Raw genomic sequence first — 20,440 nt, 5'->3', positions numbered from 1 at the left:
TGCCTGCATCGCGGGCAAGCCCGCTCCCACATTGGTTTGCGGCCCTTTCAAGACCCCCACAGCCTGAGAGTTCGTCCTTGGCCCACCCCGCCCAACGCCGCTGGTACCTGCCGGTTTTCACGGTCGCCGCCCTGGTGCTGCTGCCGCTGAGTGTCCTGTTGCTGTCCTGGCAAAGTATCGACACGCAAATCTGGTCGCACCTGTGGGACACCCAGATGCCGCGTCTGCTGCGCAACACCTTGACCCTGGTGCTGGGTGTCGGGGTTGGCGTAACAGTGCTGGGCGTGAGCCTGGCCTGGCTGACCAGCCTCTGTGAGTTCCCCGGCCGGCGCTGGCTGGACTGGGCGCTGATGCTGCCGTTTGCCATTCCGGCCTATGTTCTGGCATTTGTCTTCGTCGGCCTGCTGGACTTCTCCGGGCCGGTACAAACCCTGCTGCGCGAGTGGTTCGGCACAGGGCTGCGCCTGCCCCGGGTACGTTCCACCAGCGGCGTGATCATCGTGCTGGTGCTGGTGTTCTATCCCTACGTCTACCTGCTGGCGCGCACTGCCTTTCTGGCCCAGGGCAAGGGGCTGATGGAAGCTGCGCGGGTGCTGGGTCAATCGCCCTGGCAGGCGTTCTGGCGGGTGGCCTTGCCCATGGCGCGACCGGCCATTGGCGCTGGCGTGGCCCTGGCGCTGATGGAAACCCTGGCGGACTTCGGCGCGGTGTCGGTCTTTAACTTCGACACCTTTACCACCGCCATCTACAAGACCTGGTATGGCTTTTTCAGCCTGTCCAGCGCCGCGCAACTGGCGAGCCTGTTGCTGTTGGTGGTGATGTTGGTGCTCTACGGCGAGCGTCGTGCCCGTGGCGCCAGCCGCCCAAGCAACGAACGCCCGCGGGGCAAGGCGCTCTATCACCTGCATGGCTTCAAGGCCGCCGCCGCGACCGGCTGGTGTGCCCTGGTGTTTGCCTGTGCCTTTGTTATCCCGATGATTCAATTGGTGGTTTGGTTCTGGCAGCGCGGGCGCCTGGACCTCGACGAGCGCTACGCCGGGCTGATTGTGCATACCCTCTACCTGGGCGGTATGGCGGCGCTGATTACCGTCAGCGTGGCGTTGCTGCTGGCGTTCGCCAACCGCCTGGCGCCGACCCGGGCCATCCGCTCCGGGGTGAGCCTGGGTAACCTGGGCTATGCCTTGCCGGGCTCGGTATTGGCCGTGTCGATCATGTTGGCGTTCAGCTATCTGGACCGCGAGTTGGTGATCCCGGTTTCCAGTTGGCTGGGAGGCGCAGGCAAACCGTTGCTGCTGGGCAGCCTGTCGGCCCTGGTGATGGCCTATTTGGTGCGCTTCCTGGCCGTGGCTTATGGTCCACTGGAAAATAGCCTGGCACGCATCCGCCCGTCTTTACCGGAAGCGGCACGCAGCCTGGGCGTCAGTGGGCCACGACTGTTTTGCAAAGTGTATCTGCCGCTTTTGCTGCCCGGCACCTTGAGTGCAGCGCTGCTGGTGTTTGTCGATGTACTCAAGGAAATGCCCGCGACCCTGCTGATGCGCCCATTCGGCTGGGATACGCTGGCGGTACGCATTTTTGAGATGACCAGCGAAGGCGAGTGGGCGCGTGCTTCCTTGCCGGCATTAACCCTGGTACTGGTCGGCCTGTTGCCGGTCATTGGCTTGATACGACGCTCCGCCCGACGAATCGGTTAGGTGCCAGTCCTACGGCTTGAGGCTACAATGCGCGGCATTCGGTGCGGCCCGTCTTTTGGGCAGGGTGGTTGATTGTGGCTGCAGGCCTTTTATTTCAAGGTGTGTAGCCCGAATCGCCATTGCCCGCACCTTCGCCACGCCCGGAAGGAGAAACCCATGGGACAGCGTACGCCTCTGTATGACCTGCATCTCGCCCTTGGCGCGAAAATGGTCGATTTTGGCGGTTGGGATATGCCTCTGCACTACGGCTCGCAAGTCGAGGAGCACCATCAGGTGCGCCGGGACTGCGGGGTGTTTGATGTTTCCCATATGACCGTGATCGATATCTCGGGCCGCCAGGCCAGGGAGTGGCTGCAGTATCTGCTGGCCAATGATGTCGATCGTTTGCATGGCTGCGGCCATGCGTTGTATAGCGCCATGCTCAACGAGCAGGGCGGCGTGGTGGATGACATGATCGTCTATCGTGCCGACGACGGTTACCGACTGGTGGTCAATGCGGCCACTCGCGACCAGGACATCGCCTGGATGCAGGCCCATTTGGGCAGCTACCAGGTGATGATGCGCGAACGCCCGGACCTGGCGATGCTGGCCATCCAGGGGCCCCAGGCCCGGCACAAGATTGCCGAGTTGGTCACCCAGTCCCGCGCCACCTTGATCCACCAGCTCAAGCCTTTCGAAGGCAGGGCCGACGGCGACTGGTTTATCGCCCGTACGGGTTATACCGGCGAAGATGGCTTGGAAATCGTCCTGCCCGCCGACCAGGCGCCAGGTTTTTTCAACGACCTGGTGGGCGCGGGCATCTCGCCCATTGGTCTCGGCGCGCGTGACACCTTGCGCCTTGAGGCCGGCATGAACCTCTACGGCCAGGATATTCATCTGAATGTGTCACCTTTGGCTGCCAATATGGCATGGAGCATTGCCTGGGAACCCGCCAGCCGCGACTTCATTGGCCGCGCCGCCCTGGAAGCCGAGCGGGCGGCTGGCGTGAAGCTCAAACTGGTGGGCCTGGTGCTGGAAGAACGTGGAGTTTTACGCGCTCATCAAGTGGTGCGTATCGCCGATGTTGGCGAAGGAGAGATCACCAGTGGTAGTTTCTCTCCTACGCTGAGTAAATCCATTGCCCTGGCGCGTGTACCGATGGCCACCGCTGACCGTGCTGAAGTCGAGATTCGCGGCAAGTGGTACCCGGTACGAGTGGTCAAGCCGACCTTTGTGCGCCATGGCAAAACCTTGATCTAATCTTTTCCGGCGGGCCGATGGCCGCTGACATTTCTTTTTGAGGACACAGACTATGAGCGATATCCCTGCCGCACTGCGTTTTGCCGAAAGCCACGAATGGGCACGCCTGGAAGCGGATGGCACCGTGACCGTCGGGATCTCCGATCATGCCCAGGAAGCGTTGGGTGATGTGGTTTTCGTTGAGTTGGCTGAAGTGGGCAAGGTGTTCGCCGCGGGCGACGCTGCGGGCGTAGTAGAGTCGGTGAAGGCTGCTTCGGATATTTACTCGCCAGTTTCGGGCGAAGTGATTGCGGTCAACGAGGCGTTGGCCGATGCCCCTGAGTCGCTCAATGAAAAGCCGTACGAGGCCTGGATCTTCAAGGTCAAGCCAAGCAATGCCGCCGATCTGGAAAAGCTGCTGGATGCCGCTGGCTACAAAGCTGCCATCGGCGAATAACACCGCCCCCTGTAGGAGCCGGCTTGCCGGCGATGAGGCCTTCAAGCCGGGTGGCGATCTTGTGATCGCCCTCGCCGGCAAGCCGGCTCCTACAACCGTCAGGGCTTGAGCGCCTGCTTCACTGCTGCGACGGCCCGCTCCACATCTCCCTTGGTCATCGCCGTAAACATCGGCAACGACACAATCAAGCGCCCAACACTTTCCGCTACCGGGAACATGCCTTCCTTGAATCCCTGCGCCCGATATAGGCTCAGCAGGTGGATTGGCGGGTAGTGATAGCCAATGCCCACGCCCTGGGCTTGCATCTGCTCCATGAAGGTGGCGCGGGCTGGCAGGCCATCCGAACGCTCAGGCAGTACTAGTTGGAATAGATGCCAGTTGCTGTTTTCAAAGTCTGCTGGTGGCAGTTGCGCGCCGTACGTTGCCTCGAAATCGCTGCCGAAACACTCGAAGTAATGCCGGGCTAGGGCCTGGCGATGGGCTGTGATCTGCTCGATATGGGCAAACTGGCCCAGGCCGATGGCGGCGGCGATATCGGTCATGTTGAACTTGCCGCCCAGCACATCCACGTCCAGGCCATCGAACCCGCTACGGGTCACGCCTTGCAGGCGGTACTTTTCCGCCAGGCGCGCTTCTTCGGCATTGTTCAATACCAGGCAGCCGCCTTCGGAACAGGTGATGTTCTTGTTCGCCTGAAAACTGAACGAGACAAAATCCCCGGTGGCACCAATACGCTGGCCATCCCAACTGGAACCCAACGCCTGGGCGGCATCCTCGATAATCCGCAACCCGTATTTGTTGGCCAGTGCGTAAAGCATCGGCATGTCCAGTGGCAGGCCAGCCAGGTACACCGGGATGATTGCCTTGGTGCGCGGTGTGATCGCCGCTTCCAATTGAGTCAGATCGATATTGCGTGTGACTGGATCGATATCGACAAACACCGGCGTGGCGCCTACCTCCAGAATCACGTTGGCCGTTGCCACCCAGGAAATCGGCGTGGTGATCACTTCATCCCCCGGCCCGACGCCGGCAATGCGCAAGGCAATTTCCATGGTGCAGGTGCCGGAGTTGAAGGTGCGCACCGGCCTACCGCCAAAGTATTGTGACAATTGCGCTTCGAACGCCTGCACCTTGGGCCCGCTGGTGATCCAGCCGGAGCGCAACACATCACCGACTGCCGCAATGGTGGCTTCATCAATGGTAGGTTTTGAAAACGGCAGAAAAGGCAGTTGGCTCATGACGTTGAAGGCATCCGTTTTAAGAAGAACTAAGAATAAAAGCTCAAATCAACCCCGGCATCGTCGCATGGGGTGACTGAATATAGCCTGTCATCCGTGAATGAATCGTCGAACAACAGGCAAAAAAAAGCCGCTTCAAAAGCGGCTTTCTTGTGCCGGTTGTCACTCGGCGGCGATGGCGTTCTTCGCCAGGATGGCGTTGGCCAGCTCCATGTCAGTGGCCTTCAGGCCTGGGTTGTCCGCACGTACTTTCTGCATGGCGGCTTCCAGGTAAGGGCCACGGATGCCGCCGTCGCTGGCAACAAAGCTGCCGGCGTCGTCCTGGGCGGCGACGACCAGCTTGTGGTCCTTGAAGGTCAGGTAGGTCGAGCCGGTGGTGGCGCCCGATGAAATGACATTACGCCAGAAACTGTCGGCCATCGCTGAACCAACAGGAAGGGACAGCAGGGCAAGTGTGGCGACAGCATATTTGAGACGCATGATGGGTGACTCCGACTGGGTTATCTGAACAGTTTGATTGTAGATAACCCGATCGAGTTCCATGGCTGACTAAACAGTTTCAACGCGTAAAATCACGCCATCCTGGCCAATCACCCGGACTTGAGTGCCTACAGGCATATCAGGGCCTGTCACCATCCACACCCCGTCGCCGACCTTGATCTTGCCCCGGCCGTCGATAATGGCCTGGTGTACCACAAAGGTGCGGCCAACCAGCTCCGAACCGCGCATGTTCAGCCCAGGCTGATCGCTGGCCTTGGCGCTGCTGCGCTGGCGTTTCCACCAGTACACCGCCGTCAGGATGGACAGCATCGCAAACAGTAGCAGTTGCAGCTCCAGTCCAAGCCCCGGGATCAGGAACTTGAGCACGCCAACGGCCGCCGCCGCGATGCCCATCCACAACAGATAACCGCCGGCACCAAACACTTCGAGAATCAGCAGTACCGTGCCCAGCGCCAGCCAATCCCAGAAAGACAGGTGTTGCAGGAACTCCCACATGGCGCGAGCCTCAGGCTTTCTTGTTGTCGAAGGTGGCCTTGACGATTTCGCCGATGCCGCCCACTGCGCCGATGACCTGGCTGGCTTCCAGCGGCATCAGGATCACTTTGCTGTTGTTGGCCGAGGCCAGCTTGCCCAGGGCATCGATGTATTTCTGCGCAACAAAGTAGTTGATGGCTTGCACATTGCCCGTGGCAATCGCTTCCGATACCACTTGTGTGGCGCGGGCCTCTGCCTCGGCCTGGCGCTCACGGGCCTCGGCTTCGAGGAATGCGGCCTGGCGACCACCTTCAGCTTCGAGGATCTGCGCCTGTTTCTTGCCTTCGGCGGTCAGGATGGCGGAGGCACGCAGGCCTTCGGCTTCGAGGATCTGGGCACGCTTGATCCGTTCGGCTTTCATCTGGCCGGACATGGCGGCCATCAGGTCGGCTGGCGGGCTGATGTCCTTGATCTCGATGCGGGTGATCTTGATGCCCCACGGCGCGGTGGCTTCATCGACTGTGCGCAGCAGCTTCTCGTTGATGCCGTCGCGCTGGCTGAGCATGGCGTCCAGCTCCATGGAGCCGAGCACCGTACGGATATTGGTTTGCAGCAGGTTGCGGATCGCGTGTTCGAGGTTGTTGACCTCGTAGGCCGCCTGGGCGGTGTTCACCACCTGGAAGAAGCACACCGCGTCGATCTGCACCGTGGCGTTATCGGCGGTGATCACTTCCTGGGGTGGAATATCCAGCACGCTTTCCATCACGTTGATCTTGCGCCCGATACGGTCCATCACCGGAATGATGATATTCAGGCCAGGCTTGAGCGTATTGGTGTAGCGGCCGAAGCGCTCCACTGTCCACTGGTAGCCCTGGGGTACGACCTTGAAGCCCATGAACAGGATGGCGATGGCCAAGCCTACAAAGAGGAGAAGCACTGTTCCGATCTGCATAACGATTCCTTGTCTGGTGGTGGCGGTGACGCGAAGTCTGTCGATTGTAACGGGCTTGTCGCAGATAAGAACGGTTTACTCGTTCGCCGGTGTGACCCGTATCACTTCTTCCAGGGTAGTCAGCCCCGCAGCCACCTTGTGCGCACCCGCCAGGCGCAGGCTGTGCATGCCGCCCTTGAGCGCCTCGCGGCGCAATGCCTGCAGGTCGGTGTCGGCGCTGACCAGGGCCTTGGCTGCGTCATTCATCAGCATGATTTCGTAGACCCCGATGCGCCCGTGATAGCCGCTGTCCCGGCACTCCACGCAACCATTGGCCCGGTAGGCGTGGGTGGGCGGCGGTGTACATGACTGGGTGGCGCTGTGCCAATCGTCCTGGTTCAACACCACCGGGCTTTTACACTGCGGACATAATCGCCGAACCAGGCGCTGGGCCATGACCCCAAGCAGGGTGGCCTTGATCAGGTAATGGGGAATGCCCAGCTCCAGCAAGCGGCTTACCGCGCTGGGAGCGTCGTTGGTGTGCAGGGTCGACAGCACCAGGTGGCCGGTCAATGCCGCCTGGATCGCCATTTCAGCGGTTTCCAGGTCACGGATCTCGCCAATCATGATGATGTCCGGGTCCTGGCGCATCAGTGCGCGGATGCCGCTGGCGAAGGTCAGGTCGATATTGTGCTGGACCTGCATCTGGTTGAAGGCCGGTTCCACCATCTCGATAGGGTCTTCCACCGTGCACAGGTTCACTGTGCGGGCCGCCAGTTGCCGCAGGGTGGTATAGAGCGTGCTGGTCTTGCCTGACCCAGTGGGACCGGTGACCAGAATGATACCGTTGGCCTGGCCGGTCATGTACTGCCAGCGCTGCAGGTCATCGGTGGAAAGCCCCAGTTGCCGGAAATCCTGGAGCAGTACCTGGGGATCGAAAATCCGCATCACCAGTTTCTCGCCGAAGGCCGTGGGCAGGGTCGAAAGGCGCAGCTCCACTTCGATACCCGTGGGCGTCCTGGTCTTGACCCGGCCGTCCTGGGGCTTGCGCTTCTCTGCGACATTCATCCGCCCAAGGCTTTTCAGGCGGCTGACCACGGCGGTCGTGACCTGGGGCGGAAACTGATAGACATCGTTCAGCAACCCATCGATACGCAAGCGCACGCGTCCCTGGTCGGCGCCGGGCTCGATATGGATGTCGCTGGCGCGCTGGCCAAAGGCAAATTGCAGCAACCAATCGACAATGTTGACGATATGCGCGTCGTTGGCATCAGGCTCCTGATCACCGGTACCGAGGTTGAGCATTGGCTCGACGGGGGGCGCCATGGGGTTGGTCTGGTCGGCCCCGCTGACCGACCTGGCCAGACGGAAGAACTCCTGGGTGCAACTGCGGATCGCCTGGGGGTTGGCCAGTACGCGCTTGATCGAACGCTTCAACACATGGGCCAGTCCCGCTTCCCAGTCACGCAGGTAAGGTTCGGCACTGGCCACGGTCACGCTGTCGCGATCAAGGGCGACGGCAAGGATATGGTGGCGTTGGGCGTAGGCGTGGGACATCAGCGGTACCACGCTCGCTGCATCGATCTTCAGTGGGTCGATGCGTAGATAGGGCTGCCCCACATGACTGGAGAGCCACTCCGTCAGCCGCTCCAGGGACAGCGACATGCCGGGCCGTGTGGGGTCGGGCAGTGACTGGCCGGCGAGAAGCTCCAGCGGATGCAAGCCATTGGCCGGGGTACGCCGCAAGCGCTCGGCCAGGGCTGTGTCGATCAGGCCGTGAGCGGTGAGGGCGGGCAGCAGTTCGTCGAGGCAAAGCTTGCGATCCTGAAGTTCTGGCGCTACGGGCATAGCGGTTTCCTGGGCGGTTTCAAGCGGTGGTGCCAAGGCTAGTCCGATCCTGACCGCTGTCGCCCAGAGGGTTATTGCCGGCTTTTACTGAGCTGCCGCCAGTACGGTTTGCAGCCGTGTGGATTCAACGGGTTGCAGCTCCAGCGAGCACACGCTGATCAGGTTACGAAGTTTTTCACCGATCACTTGGGCGCGGTGCCAGCTCAGGTCGTCCATCACCACGTCGATGTTCAGCAGGTCATGGTCGCGGGTCACGTTTACCTGTTGCGGCACGAGGAACTGCAAGGCGAAGTAATTGAGGATCCGGCACAGCACATCAGGCTCGGCTTCGGCGAGGATCTGGTAGCGCGCCTGGCAATGGCTGTTGCTCGCGGCCCAGGCATCGACGCGGGTGGTGGGGCTGGCTGGGACTGAATGCATGGATGTTCTCCAGGTTTGACTGGAGAAATTTTTACATGGGCTGTGGGGTATTTCTTATCTATGTTTAATTGATATGCCTTATAAATGAATAGTGCAATTTGCAGAAGCCAGATTTAAGGGAATTTTTATGCATAGTGAGTTGGACATGTATGACCGCCGTATCCTGGCACTGCTCCAGGAAGACGCGTCACTCTCCAGCGCGCAGATTGCCGAGCAGGTCGGGCTATCGCAGTCGCCCTGCTGGCGGCGGATCCAGCGGCTCAAGGAAGAGGGGGTGATTCGCGCCCAGGTGACGTTGCTCGATCGCAAGAAGATTGGCCTCAACACGCAGATCTTTGCCGAGGTCAAACTCAACGCCCACGGGCGCTCCAACTTCACGGAGTTCACCGAGGCGATTCGCGGGTTCCCGGAGGTGCTGGAGTGTTATGTGCTGATGGGGGCGGTGGACTTTCTGTTGCGCATTGTTACCTCGGATATCGAGGCGTATGAGCGGTTTTTCTTTGAGAAACTGTCGATGGTGCCGGGGATACAAGAGGTCAATTCGATTGTGGCATTGTCGGAAATCAAGTCGACCACCAGCCTGCCAGTGTTGCGTTGAAAGTGCAGGCATTATCGCGGGCAAGCCCGCTCTCACAGGAAAAGGCATTCCAATGTGGGAGCGGGCTTGCCCGCGATAGCAATCTTACAGACGCAGCAAAGTCTTCCAGGCACGGTTCTGATACACCGCAATCACCTGATGCATCCGCGCATCCAGCGACTCATCAGTAATTGGCTGGTTGGCCAGTGCCGCCAACTTGTTCAACTCGCCGTACAAACGGTCCAGTTCCGGGATCTCCAGCAGGTGCCGGGCATGGTGCAGCCAAGCCTGCAGACGCTCGATGCGCGGCAGTTGCTCGGCCAGGTCTTCGGGCTGTTGCTGGTAGCGTGGCAGGCGCAGGGCGACGGCTTCGTCGGCCAGCAGACGCGGCAGCCAGTTGGCGACCTGGGCGGCGCCCTGGCGGTTGCCGCGCACATTGCGGTCCAGGGTCCAGGTGCGGGCCAGCAGCCAGCGCGAAGTGTTCAGTGAGAACAGGCCCCAGCGCACGTCGGTCAATTCTTCAAGGAACTGCTCCGGCGCGGCTTTGCGCACGTCTTCATCATCTTCACCGGCCTGGACCAGCGGGCGCCAGTCTTCCAGCAGGGCATCGAGGGCGCTGCGCAGCTCGCTGGTAGCCTGGCGTGGCGCGGCCTGGCCGAGGCTGCCGATCAGGGCCCGCATTTCTGCGAGGTTTTCTACCCAGTCCTGCAGCAGGCGCCAGTGTCCGTTGAAGCGGTACTGTTCGGCCAGGCGCTGGCTGCTCCCCAGCAGATGCCAGGTGAGGGCGGCGAAGGCGTCGTCCAGGGGCATCTGTGGTTGCAGTTGCGGGGCCGGCAGGCTCAGGGAATAGCTGTTGGCGTCGAACAGACGGTAGCCGCGCTCGGCCTTGCTGATATCGCACGGCATCAGTGCCAGGGTCTGGGCCAGTTCGGCAGCCAGCTCCAGCAGGGCGGCGGGCTCGCCTTCGCGCAGTTCCAGCTCCAACTCGCAGATTTCTTCCTTCTGCTTACCGGCAATCACCTGGCCCAGGTCCAGGGCGGCTTCGATCACCACCTTGGCCTTGCCACGGCCCCAGGCGATTTCGGCGCGTTCGCGCACGAAGTCGGTGGTGAAGATCGGCTTGAGGGTCTTCTTGTCCAGCCCGGCCAGTTGCTCGGGCCAGCATTCGCCATCGAGTTTTTTTACATCCAGCTTGGCCTTGGGCAGTTTCCAGTCGTACTCATTACGCTGCGACAAGCCGGCAACGCTGTGGCCGCGGGTCTTGAGGGTCTGGATCACTTCGTCGCCATCCTTGCGCAGGCGCAGGGCAACCTTGGCCTGAGCCAGGTCGCGCTCGGGGGTATCGAAGTACTGGTTCATCAACTCACGGCGTTCCCAGCCACTTTTGTTGCGTTTTTTCAGGAGCGGGTGCTCACGCAGCGCGGCGAGGGTCTCGCGGCTGACGCGGAGCTTGATTTCGGTTTCTTTTTGCATGGCCGGAACATCCAGGATCGGGAGTGCAGCCGGGGGAATAGGTGGCTGCCAAGGCCGTGCAGTGTACAGGACTGAGCCGGGCAACGTGCCGCCACGGGTTTATTGTGCAGCGCAGATGGTTCTATGATGGGTTTCATCTGTGGAAGTCGAGAGACAGCACATGCCTTTACCGTCCATGAAAGAACAATTTGCTGCACTGATTGCTGCGCCTTCTGTCAGTTGCACCCAAGCGTCTCTCGACCAGACCAACCGCCCGGTGATCGATTTGCTCGCCACCTGGCTTGGCGACTTGGGTTTTGAGTGCGAGATCCAGCAGGTCAGCCCCGGCAAATTCAACCTGTTGGCCAGCTTCGGCAGTGGCCCCGGTGGCCTGGTGCTGGCGGGGCATAGCGATACCGTGCCGTACGACGAAGCGCTGTGGCAGACCGATCCTTTGAGGCTGACGGAAGTGGATGGCCGTTGGGTAGGGCTGGGCAGTTGCGACATGAAGGGTTTTTTCGCACTGGCCATCGAAGCGGTTCTGCCGCTGCTGGATCAACCCTTCAGGCAGCCCCTGTTGATTCTCGCCACCTGCGATGAAGAAAGCTCCATGGCCGGCGCCCGCGCCCTGGCTGCGGCCGGCCGTCCCCTGGGGCGTGCGGCGGTGATCGGCGAGCCCACAGGGCTCAAGCCGATTCGCCTGCACAAGGGCGTGATGATGGAGCGCATCGATATCCTCGGACGCAGTGGCCATTCGTCGGATCCGAGCCTGGGCCACAGCGCCCTCGAAGCCATGCATGACGCCATGGGCGAGTTGCGTGGCCTGCGCCTGGCCTGGCAGCGGGAGTATCGCAACCCACAATTCACGGTACCCCAACCGACCCTGAACTTTGGTTGCATCCATGGCGGCGACAACCCCAACCGGATATGCGGCCAGTGTTCCCTGGAGTTCGATCTGCGGCCTTTGCCCGGTATGGACCCTCAGGTGTTGCGCGACGCCATTGGCCAGAAACTGCAGCCTATCGCCGAGCGCCATCAAGTAAAAATCGACTACGCACCGCTGTTCCCCGAGGTGCCGCCCTTCGAACAGCCGGAAGACGCCGAGCTGGTGCGGGTCGCGGAACGGTTGACCGGCCATCGTGCCGAAGCAGTGGCGTTCGGCACTGAAGCGCCTTATCTTCAGCGCCTTGGTTGTGAAACCCTGGTGCTCGGCCCTGGGGATATCGCCTGTGCCCACCAGCCGGGCGAGTACCTTGAAATGTCACGCTTGACGCCTACAGTGCGTCTATTGCGGGAATTGATTGAACACTACTGCCTCAAGTCTGCATAAATTAACCCCATTGCACCCCGTACATAGAAGGAGAGCGAGCGTGTCGCCAAGCCTGTTCCGACGATAACCATCAGCCCGCTGTGCGTTTAGCGATTCATCCTTTTTTGGCTGCTTTTTATTACAGGCCCAGGTTTATGCCCGAATACGTCAATTGGCTTCGTCACGCTTCGCCCTACATCAATGCCCACCGCGACTGCACCTTTGTGGTCATGTTGCCGGGCGATGGTGTGGATCACCCCAACTTCGGCAATATCGTCCACGACCTGGTGCTGCTGCACAGCCTCGGCGTGCGACTGGTGCTGGTGCATGGTTCGCGTCCGCAAATCGAAGCCCGCCTCGCCGCTCGCGGCCTGACCCCGCATTACCACGACGGGATGCGCATCACCGATGCGGCGACCCTGGAGTGCGTGATCGACGCGGTCGGCCATTTGCGCATCGCCATTGAAGCGCGGCTGTCCATGGACATGGCGTCCTCGCCGATGCAGGGCTCCCGCCTGCGGGTGGCCAGTGGCAACCTGGTGACTGCGCGGCCGATCGGTGTGCTGGACGGCATCGATTACCACCACACCGGTGAAGTGCGCCGGGTCGACCGCAAAGGCATCAACCGCCTGTTGGACGAGCGCTCCATCGTCGTGCTGTCGCCTCTGGGCTATTCGCCGACCGGGGAGATTTTCAACCTCGCTTGTGAAGACGTCGCCACCCGCGCCGCCATCGACCTGGGGGCCGACAAGTTGCTGCTGTTTGGCGCCGACCTGGGCCTGATCGACGAAAACGGCCGCCTGGTGCGTGAACTGCGCCCGCAACAAGTGCCGGCACACCTGCAACGCCTGGGCAATAACTACCAGGCCGAATTGCTGGATGCGGCGGCCGAGGCCTGTCGTGGAGGCGTGGGTCGCAGCCATATCGTCAGTTATGTAGAAGATGGTGCGTTGCTGACTGAACTTTTTACCCGGGACGGCGGCGGTACGCTGGTGGCCCAGGAGCAGTTCGAACGGGTGCGCGAGGCAGCGATTGAAGATGTCGGCGGCCTGCTGGACCTGATCAGCCCGCTGGAAGAGCAAGGGATTCTGGTGCGCCGTTCGCGGGAAGTGCTGGAGCGGGAAATCGAGCAGTTCAGCGTGGTGGAACGCGAAGGCATGATCATCGCTTGCGCCGCGCTGTACCCGATTGCCGATTCGGATGCTGGCGAGCTGGCATGCCTGGCGGTCAATCCGGAATATCGTCATGGCGGCCGTGGCGATGAGCTGCTGGAGCGCATCGAAACCCGCGCCCGCACCCAAGGCTTGAAGACCCTGTTCGTGCTGACGACCCGTACCGCCCATTGGTTTCGCGAGCGTGGTTTTGTGCCCAGCAGCGTGGATCGCCTGCCGTCGGCGCGGGCGTCGCTGTACAACTTCCAGCGCAACTCGAAGATCTTCGAGAAGACCCTGTAAACACGGTATTCGGTACATCCAATACCTAATGTGGGAGCGGGCTTGCTCGCGAAGGCCGTGTGTCAGTCAGCACATTTATTGACTGGCACACCGCCTTCGCGAGCAAGCCCGCTCCCACATTCTTTGTCCGGATTATTCTTTGACGAACTTTCCGGTCACATAGGCGGAATAGTCCGGTAGTACTGTCTCTACCTTCCCTTGTTCCTTGAGAAACTTCGCCGTTTCCCCGATGGCCTTGGCCGTCCCGCCGTTGAGCAAGGCGCCGGTTTGCTGCGCCTGGGCATCCGGGAAAGTGCTGCCCTCCAGTAACTCTGGGATATCTGCGGCGTTCGCACCGGTCAAGCGGGCAATCTTCTGCACTGGCACCGAGTCCGCCGTCCAGCTGGCTTTATTGGCCGCATACTCGGCAAACGAATCAAGCGTGACCTTGGCAAACTTGGCCACGACCTCTGGATGCTTCTCGGCAAAATCCTTGCGCGCCACCCACACTTCGAACGTCGGCGCGCCCCATCGGCCCACCTCGGCCGCGTCGGTCAGCGTCTTGCCGGTCTTGCGGATTTCCCCCAGGGCCGGCGACCAGACAAAGGCACCGTCGATATCCCCGCGTTTCCAGGCTGCGGCAATTTCGCCCGGTTGCAGGTTCACCACTTTGACCTGGCGGGTATCCAGGCCCCAGTGTTTCAAGGCCCCGAGCAGGCTGTAGTGGGATGTGGAGACAAAAGGTGTAGCAATGGTTTTGCCGATCAGGTCTTTAGGTGCGTCAATATGGCTGCCGTTGCGCACCACCAAAGCTTCAGAACTATTGATCTGGGCCGATACGATGAACGCTACGATGGGTAGGTTACGGGATGCGGCGGCCGCCAACGGGCTGGAGCCTAGGTTGCCGATCTGTACATCGCCGGAGGCAATCGCGGTGACGACTTCCGGGCCGCTGTTGAAGCGGCGCCAGTCGATCTTCTCGCCGATGACCTGCTCATACAGACCGTCGGCCTGGGGCACTTTGCTCGGGTCAATGCCGGTCTGATAACCGACAGTGAGGTTGGCCGCCTGCGCCCCAAAAGAAATTGTAAGTGATAGTAAAACTGTAACAAATTGACTAGAGGATGCGCGTTTGGCCATGATGGCGTCGCCTTTTTGATCGTGAGTGACGTGTGCAAACTTCAGTTCACACTAAACGATCTAAAAAACGGCTAACAAATACCCTTTAGTAATTAGCTTATGGAGCGATACCCCGTTGCGGGTTTGTTGCCCCATGGAAAGTGTTATTCCTGAATGGTATGAAAAAGGATGAAATAATTCTTTTTGGGTGTATGAAAAACTCATTACCCTGCAGGGACCAAATCAACTGCGATTAGACGAAGGTAGTAGACACACAAGGTTACGATTGACTTGTCAGTCACGATCTGGCGCTAATCGCGCATCTGTGGATCAAGGGCGTCAGACCCGAGACCAAAGAACTACAAAAATTAGAAACGAGAGGAGCGGTACATGAAGAAGTCCACATTGGCGTTCGCCGTCGCGGCTGGGGTTTTGGCCCAGCAAGCTGGCGCCGCTGGTTTTGTTGAAGACAGCAAGGCAAGCGTTACTGCACGTAATTTCTATATCAACCAAGATAACCGTAATGGCACCGCCAAGCCTTCCAAGCAGGAAGAATGGGGCCAGGGTTTCATCTTCAACTTCGCCTCGGGCTATACCCAAGGCACCGTTGGCTTCGGTGTTGATGCGATCGGCCTGTACGGCGTCAAGCTGGACTCCGGTAAAGGCACCGCCTACAACAACAACAGCGCCAACAAAGGTGGCGTTGTTTTCCCAAGCGACAGCGACGGTCGTGCGGTAGACGATTTCGCTAGCCTGGGCCTGACCGGCAAGGTCAAGATTTCCAAGACCGAACTGAAACTGGGTACCTTGCTGCCGAAACTGCCGGTAGTGACTTCCAACGACGGTCGTCTGCTGCCACAAACCTTTGAAGGTGGCCAGATCACTTCCAACGAAATCGACAACCTGACCCTGGTTGGCGGTAAGTTGGAACACGCTAAAGGTCGTAACTCCAGCAACAATGACTCGCTGACTATCGCGGGCTCCAACGGTGCAACCCGCACCGCCACCGCCAACGCACGTAGCAACGAGTTCTATTATGCCGGTGGTGATTACAAGATCACCAAGGACCTGGTAGCCCAGTACTACTACGGCAACCTGTCCGACTTCTACAAGCAGCACTTCCTGGGCCTGACCCACAACTGGGAACTGCCAGTGGGCAGCATCAAGTCCGACCTGCGTTACTTCAACAGTGACTCCGATGGCAAGAACTCGAGCCAGGAAGGTCGCATTGCCGGCTACCGTGCGTCGGGCTACCAGAATGGCGGCGAAGTCGACAACCGCACCTGGAGCGCCAAGTTCACGTACAGCCTGCAAGGCCACGCGATCAGTGCCGGCTACCAGCGTGTCAATGGCACCAGCGACTTCCCGTTCCTCAACCAGGGTGACGGTGCTTCTTCGTACCTGATCACTGACGTGCAGATCGGCAAGTTCCAGCGCGCCGGCGAGCGTACCTGGTTGGCCCAGTACGCTTATGACTTCGCAACCATCGGTTTGCCAGGCCTGACCACCTCCGTGGTCTACCTCAAGGGTGACAACATTGCCACCGTGACCGGTGACAAAAGCGAGTGGGAACGTGACTTCAACCTCGGCTACGTAATCCCGGGAGGCACCTTCAAGGGCCTGGGCCTGGCGTGGAAAAACGCCTCGCTGCGCTCCCAGGTTGCTTCCCAGCGTGACCAGGACGAAAACCGTCTGATCGTCAGCTACACCCTGCCGATCTTGTAAGACCTGCTGTAAAACCTTGCCCGGCGCAATGCCGGGCAAGGTGCTGTTGCTTCCAAGTCGGGCTCAACCCCCGCAAGCCCTTCCTGAACCCCTCTTTTTACAGCGTCTCAAGGCCTTCTCGAACCTTGGGTGCATGTTCGTCTGCACCTGGGTTGCGGTCCAGTGAACAGATTTTTAATATTCATTTATCGTCTAAATAAATCGATATTTATTCTTTTTAAATTTTCAGCAGCACAGGCACAGTGGGCTCCATAAGCACTCATCAGGAGCCACACCATGAGCCTCAGACTGGGCGATATCGCCCCCGACTTTGAACAGGATTCCAGCGCCGGCAAGATTCGTTTCCACGAGTGGCTGGGCGACAGCTGGGGCGTGTTGTTTTCCCACCCGGCGGACTTCACCCCGGTGTGCACCACCGAGCTGGGCTTCACTGCCAAGCTCAAGGACGAATTTGCCCAGCGTGGGGTCAAGGCCATCGCCCTGTCGGTGGACCCTGTGGACTCCCACCACAAGTGGATCGAGGACATCAACGAAACCCAGCACACCCTCGTCAACTTCCCGATCCTGGCCGACGCCGATCGCAAAGTCTCGGACCTGTACGACCTGATCCACCCCAACGCCAATGACACCCTCACCGTGCGTTCGCTATTCGTGATCGACCCGAACAAAAAGATTCGCCTGACCATTACCTACCCGGCCAGTACCGGGCGCAATTTCCACGAAATCCTGCGGGTCATCGACTCATTGCAGCTGACCGACAACTACAAAGTCGCCACCCCAGCCAACTGGCAGGACGGCGATGAAGTGGTGATCGTGCCTTCGCTCAAGGATGAGGAAGAGATCAAGAAGCGCTTTCCCAAGGGCTACCGTGCGGTCAAGCCGTACCTGCGGCTGACCCCACAACCCAACCGCTAACGCATCAGCCCATGTAGGAGCTGGCTTGCCAGCGATAGCGGTGTCAACTGACAGGCCGCCATCGCTGGCAAGCCAGCTCCTACAGTGGGACCGCATTTCAGTGCTCACACAGCAGGGGTTTTCAGGCCGTCTCCACGGCCTTTTTTTTCGCCTGGGAAATGATCTTTTTATATGCAGTTTAAGAATAAACAAATGAAAAAATAAGATTTATAGATATATAAATCTGCTGCTAAGGTCTGTTCCATCTTGGCGCCATCGCCGCACCGCGAACCGCCGAAACTTGCTCAAGGAAACTCCAGATGCTGGTCGTAACACTTGGTGGCAGCCCCAGTCAGCGTTCCCGCTCCGGGGTCTTGCTGGATCATTCCCGGCGCTGGTTGCAGCAGCAAGGCGTGGAAGTGGTGAGTTATCAGGTGCGGGACTTCCCGGCCGAAGATCTATTGTATGCGCGCTTCGACAGTCCGAAGGTCCTCGACCTGCTGGCCCAGGTGGCCAACGCCGATGGTCTGCTGATCGCCACGCCGGTCTACAAGGCGTCGTTTTCCGGCGCATTGAAAACAGTCCTCGACCTGCTGCCGGAACGGGCCCTGGCCCACAAGGTGGTACTGCCCATGGCCACTGGCGGCAGCATTGCCCACATGCTGGCGGTGGACTACGCCTTGAAGCCCGTGCTGTCGGCGCTGAAAGCCCAGGAGCTGCTGCACGGGATTTTTGCCGAAGACAGCCAGATTGCCTACGGTGAAGGCAGTGCCCAGGCGCAGTTGGTGCCAATCCTGGAACAACGCTTGAGCGAAGCCCTGGAGCAGTTCTACAGCGCCATGGCCCGCCGCCCGCAACCGCTGGACCCCCATGTGTTGAATGAACGTTTGTTGAGTGCTCGCTGGAGCATCTGAACCGCACCCGAATACCAGAAACCCTCACCTTACTCAGCCGCCAACGGCCAAGCAGGTGCAGCCACAACCCTCATCGTCAATTTGGAGAGCGCCATGCGCACTATCATCTTGCGTCGGGGCCTGGTCGCACTGTTTGCTGCGACTGTGTCCTTCGGCGCCATTGTTCAGGCTCAAGCGGCTGAAACCCTGCGGATCGGCTACCAGAAATACGGCACCCTGGTGCTGCTCAAGGCCAAGGGCACCTTGGAAAAGCGCCTGGCTGACCAGGGCGTGAACGTGCAGTGGACCGAATTCCCCGGTGGCCCGCAGTTGCTTGAAGGGCTGAATGTCGGCTCCATCGACTTTGGCGTCACCGGTGAAACCCCACCGGTGTTCGCCCAGGCCGCGGGTGCCGATCTGCTCTACGTCGCCTACGAACCGCCGGCACCGACCAGCGAGGCGATCCTGGTACCCAAGGGCTCGCCGATCAAATCGGTGGCCGAGCTCAAGGGCAAGAAAGTCGTGCTCAATAAAGGTTCCAACGTGCACTACCTGCTGGTACGTGCCCTGGAAGATGCCGGCCTGAAATACACCGATGTGCAGACCGTGTTCCTGCCACCCGCCGACGCCCGTGCCGCCTTCGAGCGCGGCAGTGTCGACGCCTGGGTGATCTGGGACCCGTACCAGGCGGCGGCGGAGAAGCAACTGCAAGCACGCACCCTGCGTGACGCCACCGGCATTGCCGACAACCATCAGTTCTACCTGGCCACCAAGCCTTACACCGAAAAGCATCCGCAGGTGATCAAGGCGTTGGTCGAAGAAGTGCGGGCCGTGGGCGAGTGGTCCAAGGCCAACCCCCAGGAAGTCACCGAACAAGTTGCCCCGCTGCTCGGCCTGCCGGCTGACATCACCCTGACCTCGGTGAAACGCCAGGGCTACGGCGCGCTGTTCCTGACCCCGGAAGTGGTCGCGGCCCAGCAGAAAATCGCTGACAGCTTCTACCAGCTCAAATTGATTCCCAAGCCCTTGAGTATCAAGGACGTGATCTGGACGCCACCTGCGACCGTTGCCAAAGCGCCGTAATCCGACTTCTTCAGGAGACAACTCCATGAGCCTCACTATTTTCTGGTTCCTGCCTACCCATGGCGACGGCCATTACCTTGGCACCGCCGAAGTCGCTCGCGCCGTGGATCACGGTTATTTGCAACAGGTGGCTCAGGCGGCAGATCGCCTGGGCTTTGGTGGGGTGCTGATCCCCACTGGCCGCTCCTGCGAAGACTCCTGGTTGGTGGCTGCCTCGCTGATCCCGGTGACCCAGCGCTTGAAATTTTTGGTGGCACTGCGCCCCGGGATCATTTCCCCGACGGTGGCGGCGCGCCAGGCCGCGACCCTGGACCGGCTGTCCGGCGGCCGTGCACTGTTCAACCTGGTGACCGGCGGTGATCCAGAAGAACTGGCCGGTGACGGCCTGTTCCTCAGCCATGAGGAGCGCTACCAGGCCTCGGTGGAATTCACCCGCATCTGGCGGCGCGTGCTGGAAGGCGAAACCGTGGACTACGACGGCCAGCACATCAGCGTCAAAGGTGCCAAGCTGCTGTATCCACCGATCCAGCAGCCCCGTCCGCCACTGTATTTCGGCGGTTCATCCGAAGCGGCCCAGGACCTGGCAGCCGAACAAGTGGAAATGGTCCTGACCTGGGGCGAACCACCGGCGGCGGTGGCGGAAAAAATCCAGCAGGTGCGGGCCAAGGCGGCCAAGTTCGGACGTACCGTGCGCTTCGGCATTCGCTTGCATGTGATCGTGCGTGAAACCAACGAGCAGGCGTGGAAGGCCGCCGACAAGCTGATCTCTCATCTGGACGACGACACCATCGCCCGTGCCCAGGCCTCACTGGCGCGCTTTGATTCCGTAGGCCAGCAACGCATGGCCGCCTTGCATGGCGGTAGCCGCGACAACCTCGAAGTCAGCCCCAACCTGTGGGCCGGCGTCGGCCTGGTCCGCGGTGGCGCCGGTACGGCACTGGTGGGCGATGGCCCGACGGTGGCGGCGCGGGTCAAGGAATACGCGGACCTGGGCATCGACACCTTTATCTTCTCCGGTTATCCACACCTGGAGGAGTCGTACCGGGTCGCGGAATTGCTGTTTCCGCACCTGGATATCGAACGTCCCGAACGGCCGAAAAGCGCCGGCTACGTCAGCCCGTTTGGCGAGATGGTGGCCAACGACATTCTTCCCAAAGCCGCGTCGCAGAGCTGA

General features: G+C 60.3%; 19 protein-coding genes. 11 read left to right on the top strand and 8 right to left on the bottom strand.

What is annotated here, in order from left to right:
• Positions 1–77: 77 nt before the first annotated feature.
• From HZ99_RS16050 to gcvH, 3 genes are all read left to right on the top strand, one after another.
• The gene (locus HZ99_RS16050; protein ID WP_038444330.1) at positions 78–1,694 is read left to right on the top strand and encodes an ABC transporter permease; all 1,617 of its coding nucleotides are present in this window, start codon (positions 78–80) and stop codon (positions 1,692–1,694) included.
• A 156-nt stretch (positions 1,695–1,850) separates the two neighbouring features.
• Positions 1,851–2,933 (top strand): glycine cleavage system aminomethyltransferase GcvT, encoded by a 1,083-nt coding sequence (gcvT, locus tag HZ99_RS16045; protein ID WP_038444327.1) that lies wholly within the window; start codon positions 1,851–1,853, stop codon positions 2,931–2,933.
• A 52-nt stretch (positions 2,934–2,985) separates the two neighbouring features.
• The gene (gene gcvH / locus HZ99_RS16040; protein ID WP_038444326.1) at positions 2,986–3,369 is read left to right on the top strand and encodes a glycine cleavage system protein GcvH; all 384 of its coding nucleotides are present in this window, start codon (positions 2,986–2,988) and stop codon (positions 3,367–3,369) included.
• Positions 3,370–3,467: 98 nt separating this feature from the next.
• Here the strand turns inward: gcvH and HZ99_RS16035 are convergent, their stop codons facing one another.
• The 6 genes from HZ99_RS16035 to HZ99_RS16010 form a co-directional block, all read right to left on the bottom strand.
• Positions 3,468–4,607 (bottom strand): DegT/DnrJ/EryC1/StrS family aminotransferase, encoded by a 1,140-nt coding sequence (locus tag HZ99_RS16035; protein ID WP_038444324.1) that lies wholly within the window; start codon positions 4,605–4,607, stop codon positions 3,468–3,470.
• A gap of 162 nt (positions 4,608–4,769) precedes the next feature.
• On the bottom strand, positions 4,770–5,087 hold the full coding sequence (locus tag HZ99_RS16030) for a DUF2388 domain-containing protein (RefSeq protein ID WP_038444322.1): 318 nt from the start codon (positions 5,085–5,087) through the stop codon (positions 4,770–4,772).
• 69 nt (positions 5,088–5,156) lie between these two features.
• On the bottom strand, positions 5,157–5,603 hold the full coding sequence (locus HZ99_RS16025; protein WP_038444321.1) for an NfeD family protein: 447 nt from the start codon (positions 5,601–5,603) through the stop codon (positions 5,157–5,159).
• Between the two features lie 10 nt (positions 5,604–5,613).
• Positions 5,614–6,534 (bottom strand): SPFH domain-containing protein, encoded by a 921-nt coding sequence (locus HZ99_RS16020; RefSeq protein ID WP_038444319.1) that lies wholly within the window; start codon positions 6,532–6,534, stop codon positions 5,614–5,616.
• Positions 6,535–6,609: 75 nt separating this feature from the next.
• On the bottom strand, positions 6,610–8,361 hold the full coding sequence (locus tag HZ99_RS16015) for a GspE/PulE family protein (RefSeq protein ID WP_038444318.1): 1,752 nt from the start codon (positions 8,359–8,361) through the stop codon (positions 6,610–6,612).
• A gap of 84 nt (positions 8,362–8,445) precedes the next feature.
• On the bottom strand, positions 8,446–8,781 hold the full coding sequence (locus HZ99_RS16010) for a hypothetical protein (protein WP_038444316.1): 336 nt from the start codon (positions 8,779–8,781) through the stop codon (positions 8,446–8,448).
• 127 nt (positions 8,782–8,908) lie between these two features.
• Between HZ99_RS16010 and HZ99_RS16005 the strand changes: the two genes are divergently transcribed.
• The gene (locus HZ99_RS16005; protein ID WP_038444314.1) at positions 8,909–9,379 is read left to right on the top strand and encodes an Lrp/AsnC family transcriptional regulator; all 471 of its coding nucleotides are present in this window, start codon (positions 8,909–8,911) and stop codon (positions 9,377–9,379) included.
• Positions 9,380–9,463: 84 nt separating this feature from the next.
• Here the strand turns inward: HZ99_RS16005 and HZ99_RS16000 are convergent, their stop codons facing one another.
• Positions 9,464–10,831 carry an inorganic triphosphatase gene (locus HZ99_RS16000; RefSeq protein WP_038444312.1) on the bottom strand — a complete coding sequence of 456 codons (1,368 nt, stop codon included), beginning with the start codon at positions 10,829–10,831 and terminating at the stop codon, positions 9,464–9,466.
• 160 nt (positions 10,832–10,991) lie between these two features.
• On the opposite strand from HZ99_RS16000, the gene argE reads away from it, so the two are divergent.
• Positions 10,992–12,140 carry an acetylornithine deacetylase gene (gene argE, locus HZ99_RS15995; RefSeq protein ID WP_038444311.1) on the top strand — a complete coding sequence of 383 codons (1,149 nt, stop codon included), beginning with the start codon at positions 10,992–10,994 and terminating at the stop codon, positions 12,138–12,140.
• Between the two features lie 134 nt (positions 12,141–12,274).
• Positions 12,275–13,573, top strand: a complete 1,299-nt coding sequence (argA, locus tag HZ99_RS15990) for an amino-acid N-acetyltransferase (RefSeq protein WP_038444309.1) — start codon at positions 12,275–12,277, stop codon at positions 13,571–13,573.
• Positions 13,574–13,705: 132 nt separating this feature from the next.
• On the opposite strand, the gene tauA is transcribed toward argA, so the two are convergent.
• The gene (gene tauA, locus HZ99_RS15985; protein WP_038444307.1) at positions 13,706–14,692 is read right to left on the bottom strand and encodes a taurine ABC transporter substrate-binding protein; all 987 of its coding nucleotides are present in this window, start codon (positions 14,690–14,692) and stop codon (positions 13,706–13,708) included.
• Between the two features lie 369 nt (positions 14,693–15,061).
• Between tauA and HZ99_RS15980 the strand changes: the two genes are divergently transcribed.
• The 5 genes from HZ99_RS15980 to ssuD all read left to right on the top strand — a co-directional run bounded on the left by HZ99_RS15980 (position 15,062) and on the right by ssuD (position 20,440).
• On the top strand, positions 15,062–16,396 hold the full coding sequence (locus HZ99_RS15980; protein ID WP_038444305.1) for an OprD family porin: 1,335 nt from the start codon (positions 15,062–15,064) through the stop codon (positions 16,394–16,396).
• A gap of 276 nt (positions 16,397–16,672) precedes the next feature.
• On the top strand, positions 16,673–17,311 hold the full coding sequence (locus HZ99_RS15975; RefSeq protein ID WP_038444304.1) for a peroxiredoxin: 639 nt from the start codon (positions 16,673–16,675) through the stop codon (positions 17,309–17,311).
• A 299-nt stretch (positions 17,312–17,610) separates the two neighbouring features.
• A complete protein-coding gene (gene ssuE, locus HZ99_RS15970; RefSeq protein ID WP_038444301.1) occupies positions 17,611–18,204 on the top strand; it encodes an NADPH-dependent FMN reductase in 594 nt (197 codons plus the stop codon).
• Between the two features lie 93 nt (positions 18,205–18,297).
• On the top strand, positions 18,298–19,266 hold the full coding sequence (locus HZ99_RS15965) for a sulfonate ABC transporter substrate-binding protein (protein ID WP_038444298.1): 969 nt from the start codon (positions 18,298–18,300) through the stop codon (positions 19,264–19,266).
• Between the two features lie 25 nt (positions 19,267–19,291).
• Entirely contained in the window at positions 19,292–20,440 is a 1,149-nt protein-coding gene (ssuD, locus tag HZ99_RS15960; protein ID WP_038444296.1) for an FMNH2-dependent alkanesulfonate monooxygenase, read from the top strand.

The sequence above is a fragment of the Pseudomonas fluorescens genome, from assembly GCF_000730425.1.
In the GTDB taxonomy this organism is placed as follows: Bacteria; Pseudomonadota; Gammaproteobacteria; order Pseudomonadales; family Pseudomonadaceae; genus Aquipseudomonas; species Aquipseudomonas fluorescens_X.
Note: the sequence above shows the minus strand (reverse complement) of the source record. Positions and strands in the feature narration are given on the sequence as shown.

Excerpts from the sequence above, each read along its gene's own strand:
- HZ99_RS16035 (WP_038444324.1), bottom strand. The coding sequence starts at position 4,607 with ATGAGCCAACTGCCTTTTCTGCCGTTTTCAAAACCTACCATTGATGAA.
- argA (WP_038444309.1), top strand. The coding sequence starts at position 12,275 with ATGCCCGAATACGTCAATTGGCTTCGTCACGCTTCGCCCTACATCAAT.
- ssuE (WP_038444301.1), top strand. The coding sequence starts at position 17,611 with ATGCTGGTCGTAACACTTGGTGGCAGCCCCAGTCAGCGTTCCCGCTCC.
- gcvH (WP_038444326.1), top strand. The coding sequence starts at position 2,986 with ATGAGCGATATCCCTGCCGCACTGCGTTTTGCCGAAAGCCACGAATGG.
- HZ99_RS15965 (WP_038444298.1), top strand. The coding sequence starts at position 18,298 with ATGCGCACTATCATCTTGCGTCGGGGCCTGGTCGCACTGTTTGCTGCG.
- gcvT (WP_038444327.1), top strand. The coding sequence starts at position 1,851 with ATGGGACAGCGTACGCCTCTGTATGACCTGCATCTCGCCCTTGGCGCG.
- HZ99_RS16005 (WP_038444314.1), top strand. The coding sequence starts at position 8,909 with ATGCATAGTGAGTTGGACATGTATGACCGCCGTATCCTGGCACTGCTC.
- HZ99_RS16015 (WP_038444318.1), bottom strand. The coding sequence starts at position 8,361 with ATGCCCGTAGCGCCAGAACTTCAGGATCGCAAGCTTTGCCTCGACGAA.
- HZ99_RS16030 (WP_038444322.1), bottom strand. The coding sequence starts at position 5,087 with ATGCGTCTCAAATATGCTGTCGCCACACTTGCCCTGCTGTCCCTTCCT.
- tauA (WP_038444307.1), bottom strand. The coding sequence starts at position 14,692 with ATGGCCAAACGCGCATCCTCTAGTCAATTTGTTACAGTTTTACTATCA.
- HZ99_RS16000 (WP_038444312.1), bottom strand. The coding sequence starts at position 10,831 with ATGCAAAAAGAAACCGAAATCAAGCTCCGCGTCAGCCGCGAGACCCTC.
- HZ99_RS16025 (WP_038444321.1), bottom strand. The coding sequence starts at position 5,603 with ATGTGGGAGTTCCTGCAACACCTGTCTTTCTGGGATTGGCTGGCGCTG.
- HZ99_RS15975 (WP_038444304.1), top strand. The coding sequence starts at position 16,673 with ATGAGCCTCAGACTGGGCGATATCGCCCCCGACTTTGAACAGGATTCC.
- argE (WP_038444311.1), top strand. The coding sequence starts at position 10,992 with ATGCCTTTACCGTCCATGAAAGAACAATTTGCTGCACTGATTGCTGCG.
- HZ99_RS16010 (WP_038444316.1), bottom strand. The coding sequence starts at position 8,781 with ATGCATTCAGTCCCAGCCAGCCCCACCACCCGCGTCGATGCCTGGGCC.
- HZ99_RS16020 (WP_038444319.1), bottom strand. The coding sequence starts at position 6,534 with ATGCAGATCGGAACAGTGCTTCTCCTCTTTGTAGGCTTGGCCATCGCC.
- ssuD (WP_038444296.1), top strand. The coding sequence starts at position 19,292 with ATGAGCCTCACTATTTTCTGGTTCCTGCCTACCCATGGCGACGGCCAT.
- HZ99_RS15980 (WP_038444305.1), top strand. The coding sequence starts at position 15,062 with ATGAAGAAGTCCACATTGGCGTTCGCCGTCGCGGCTGGGGTTTTGGCC.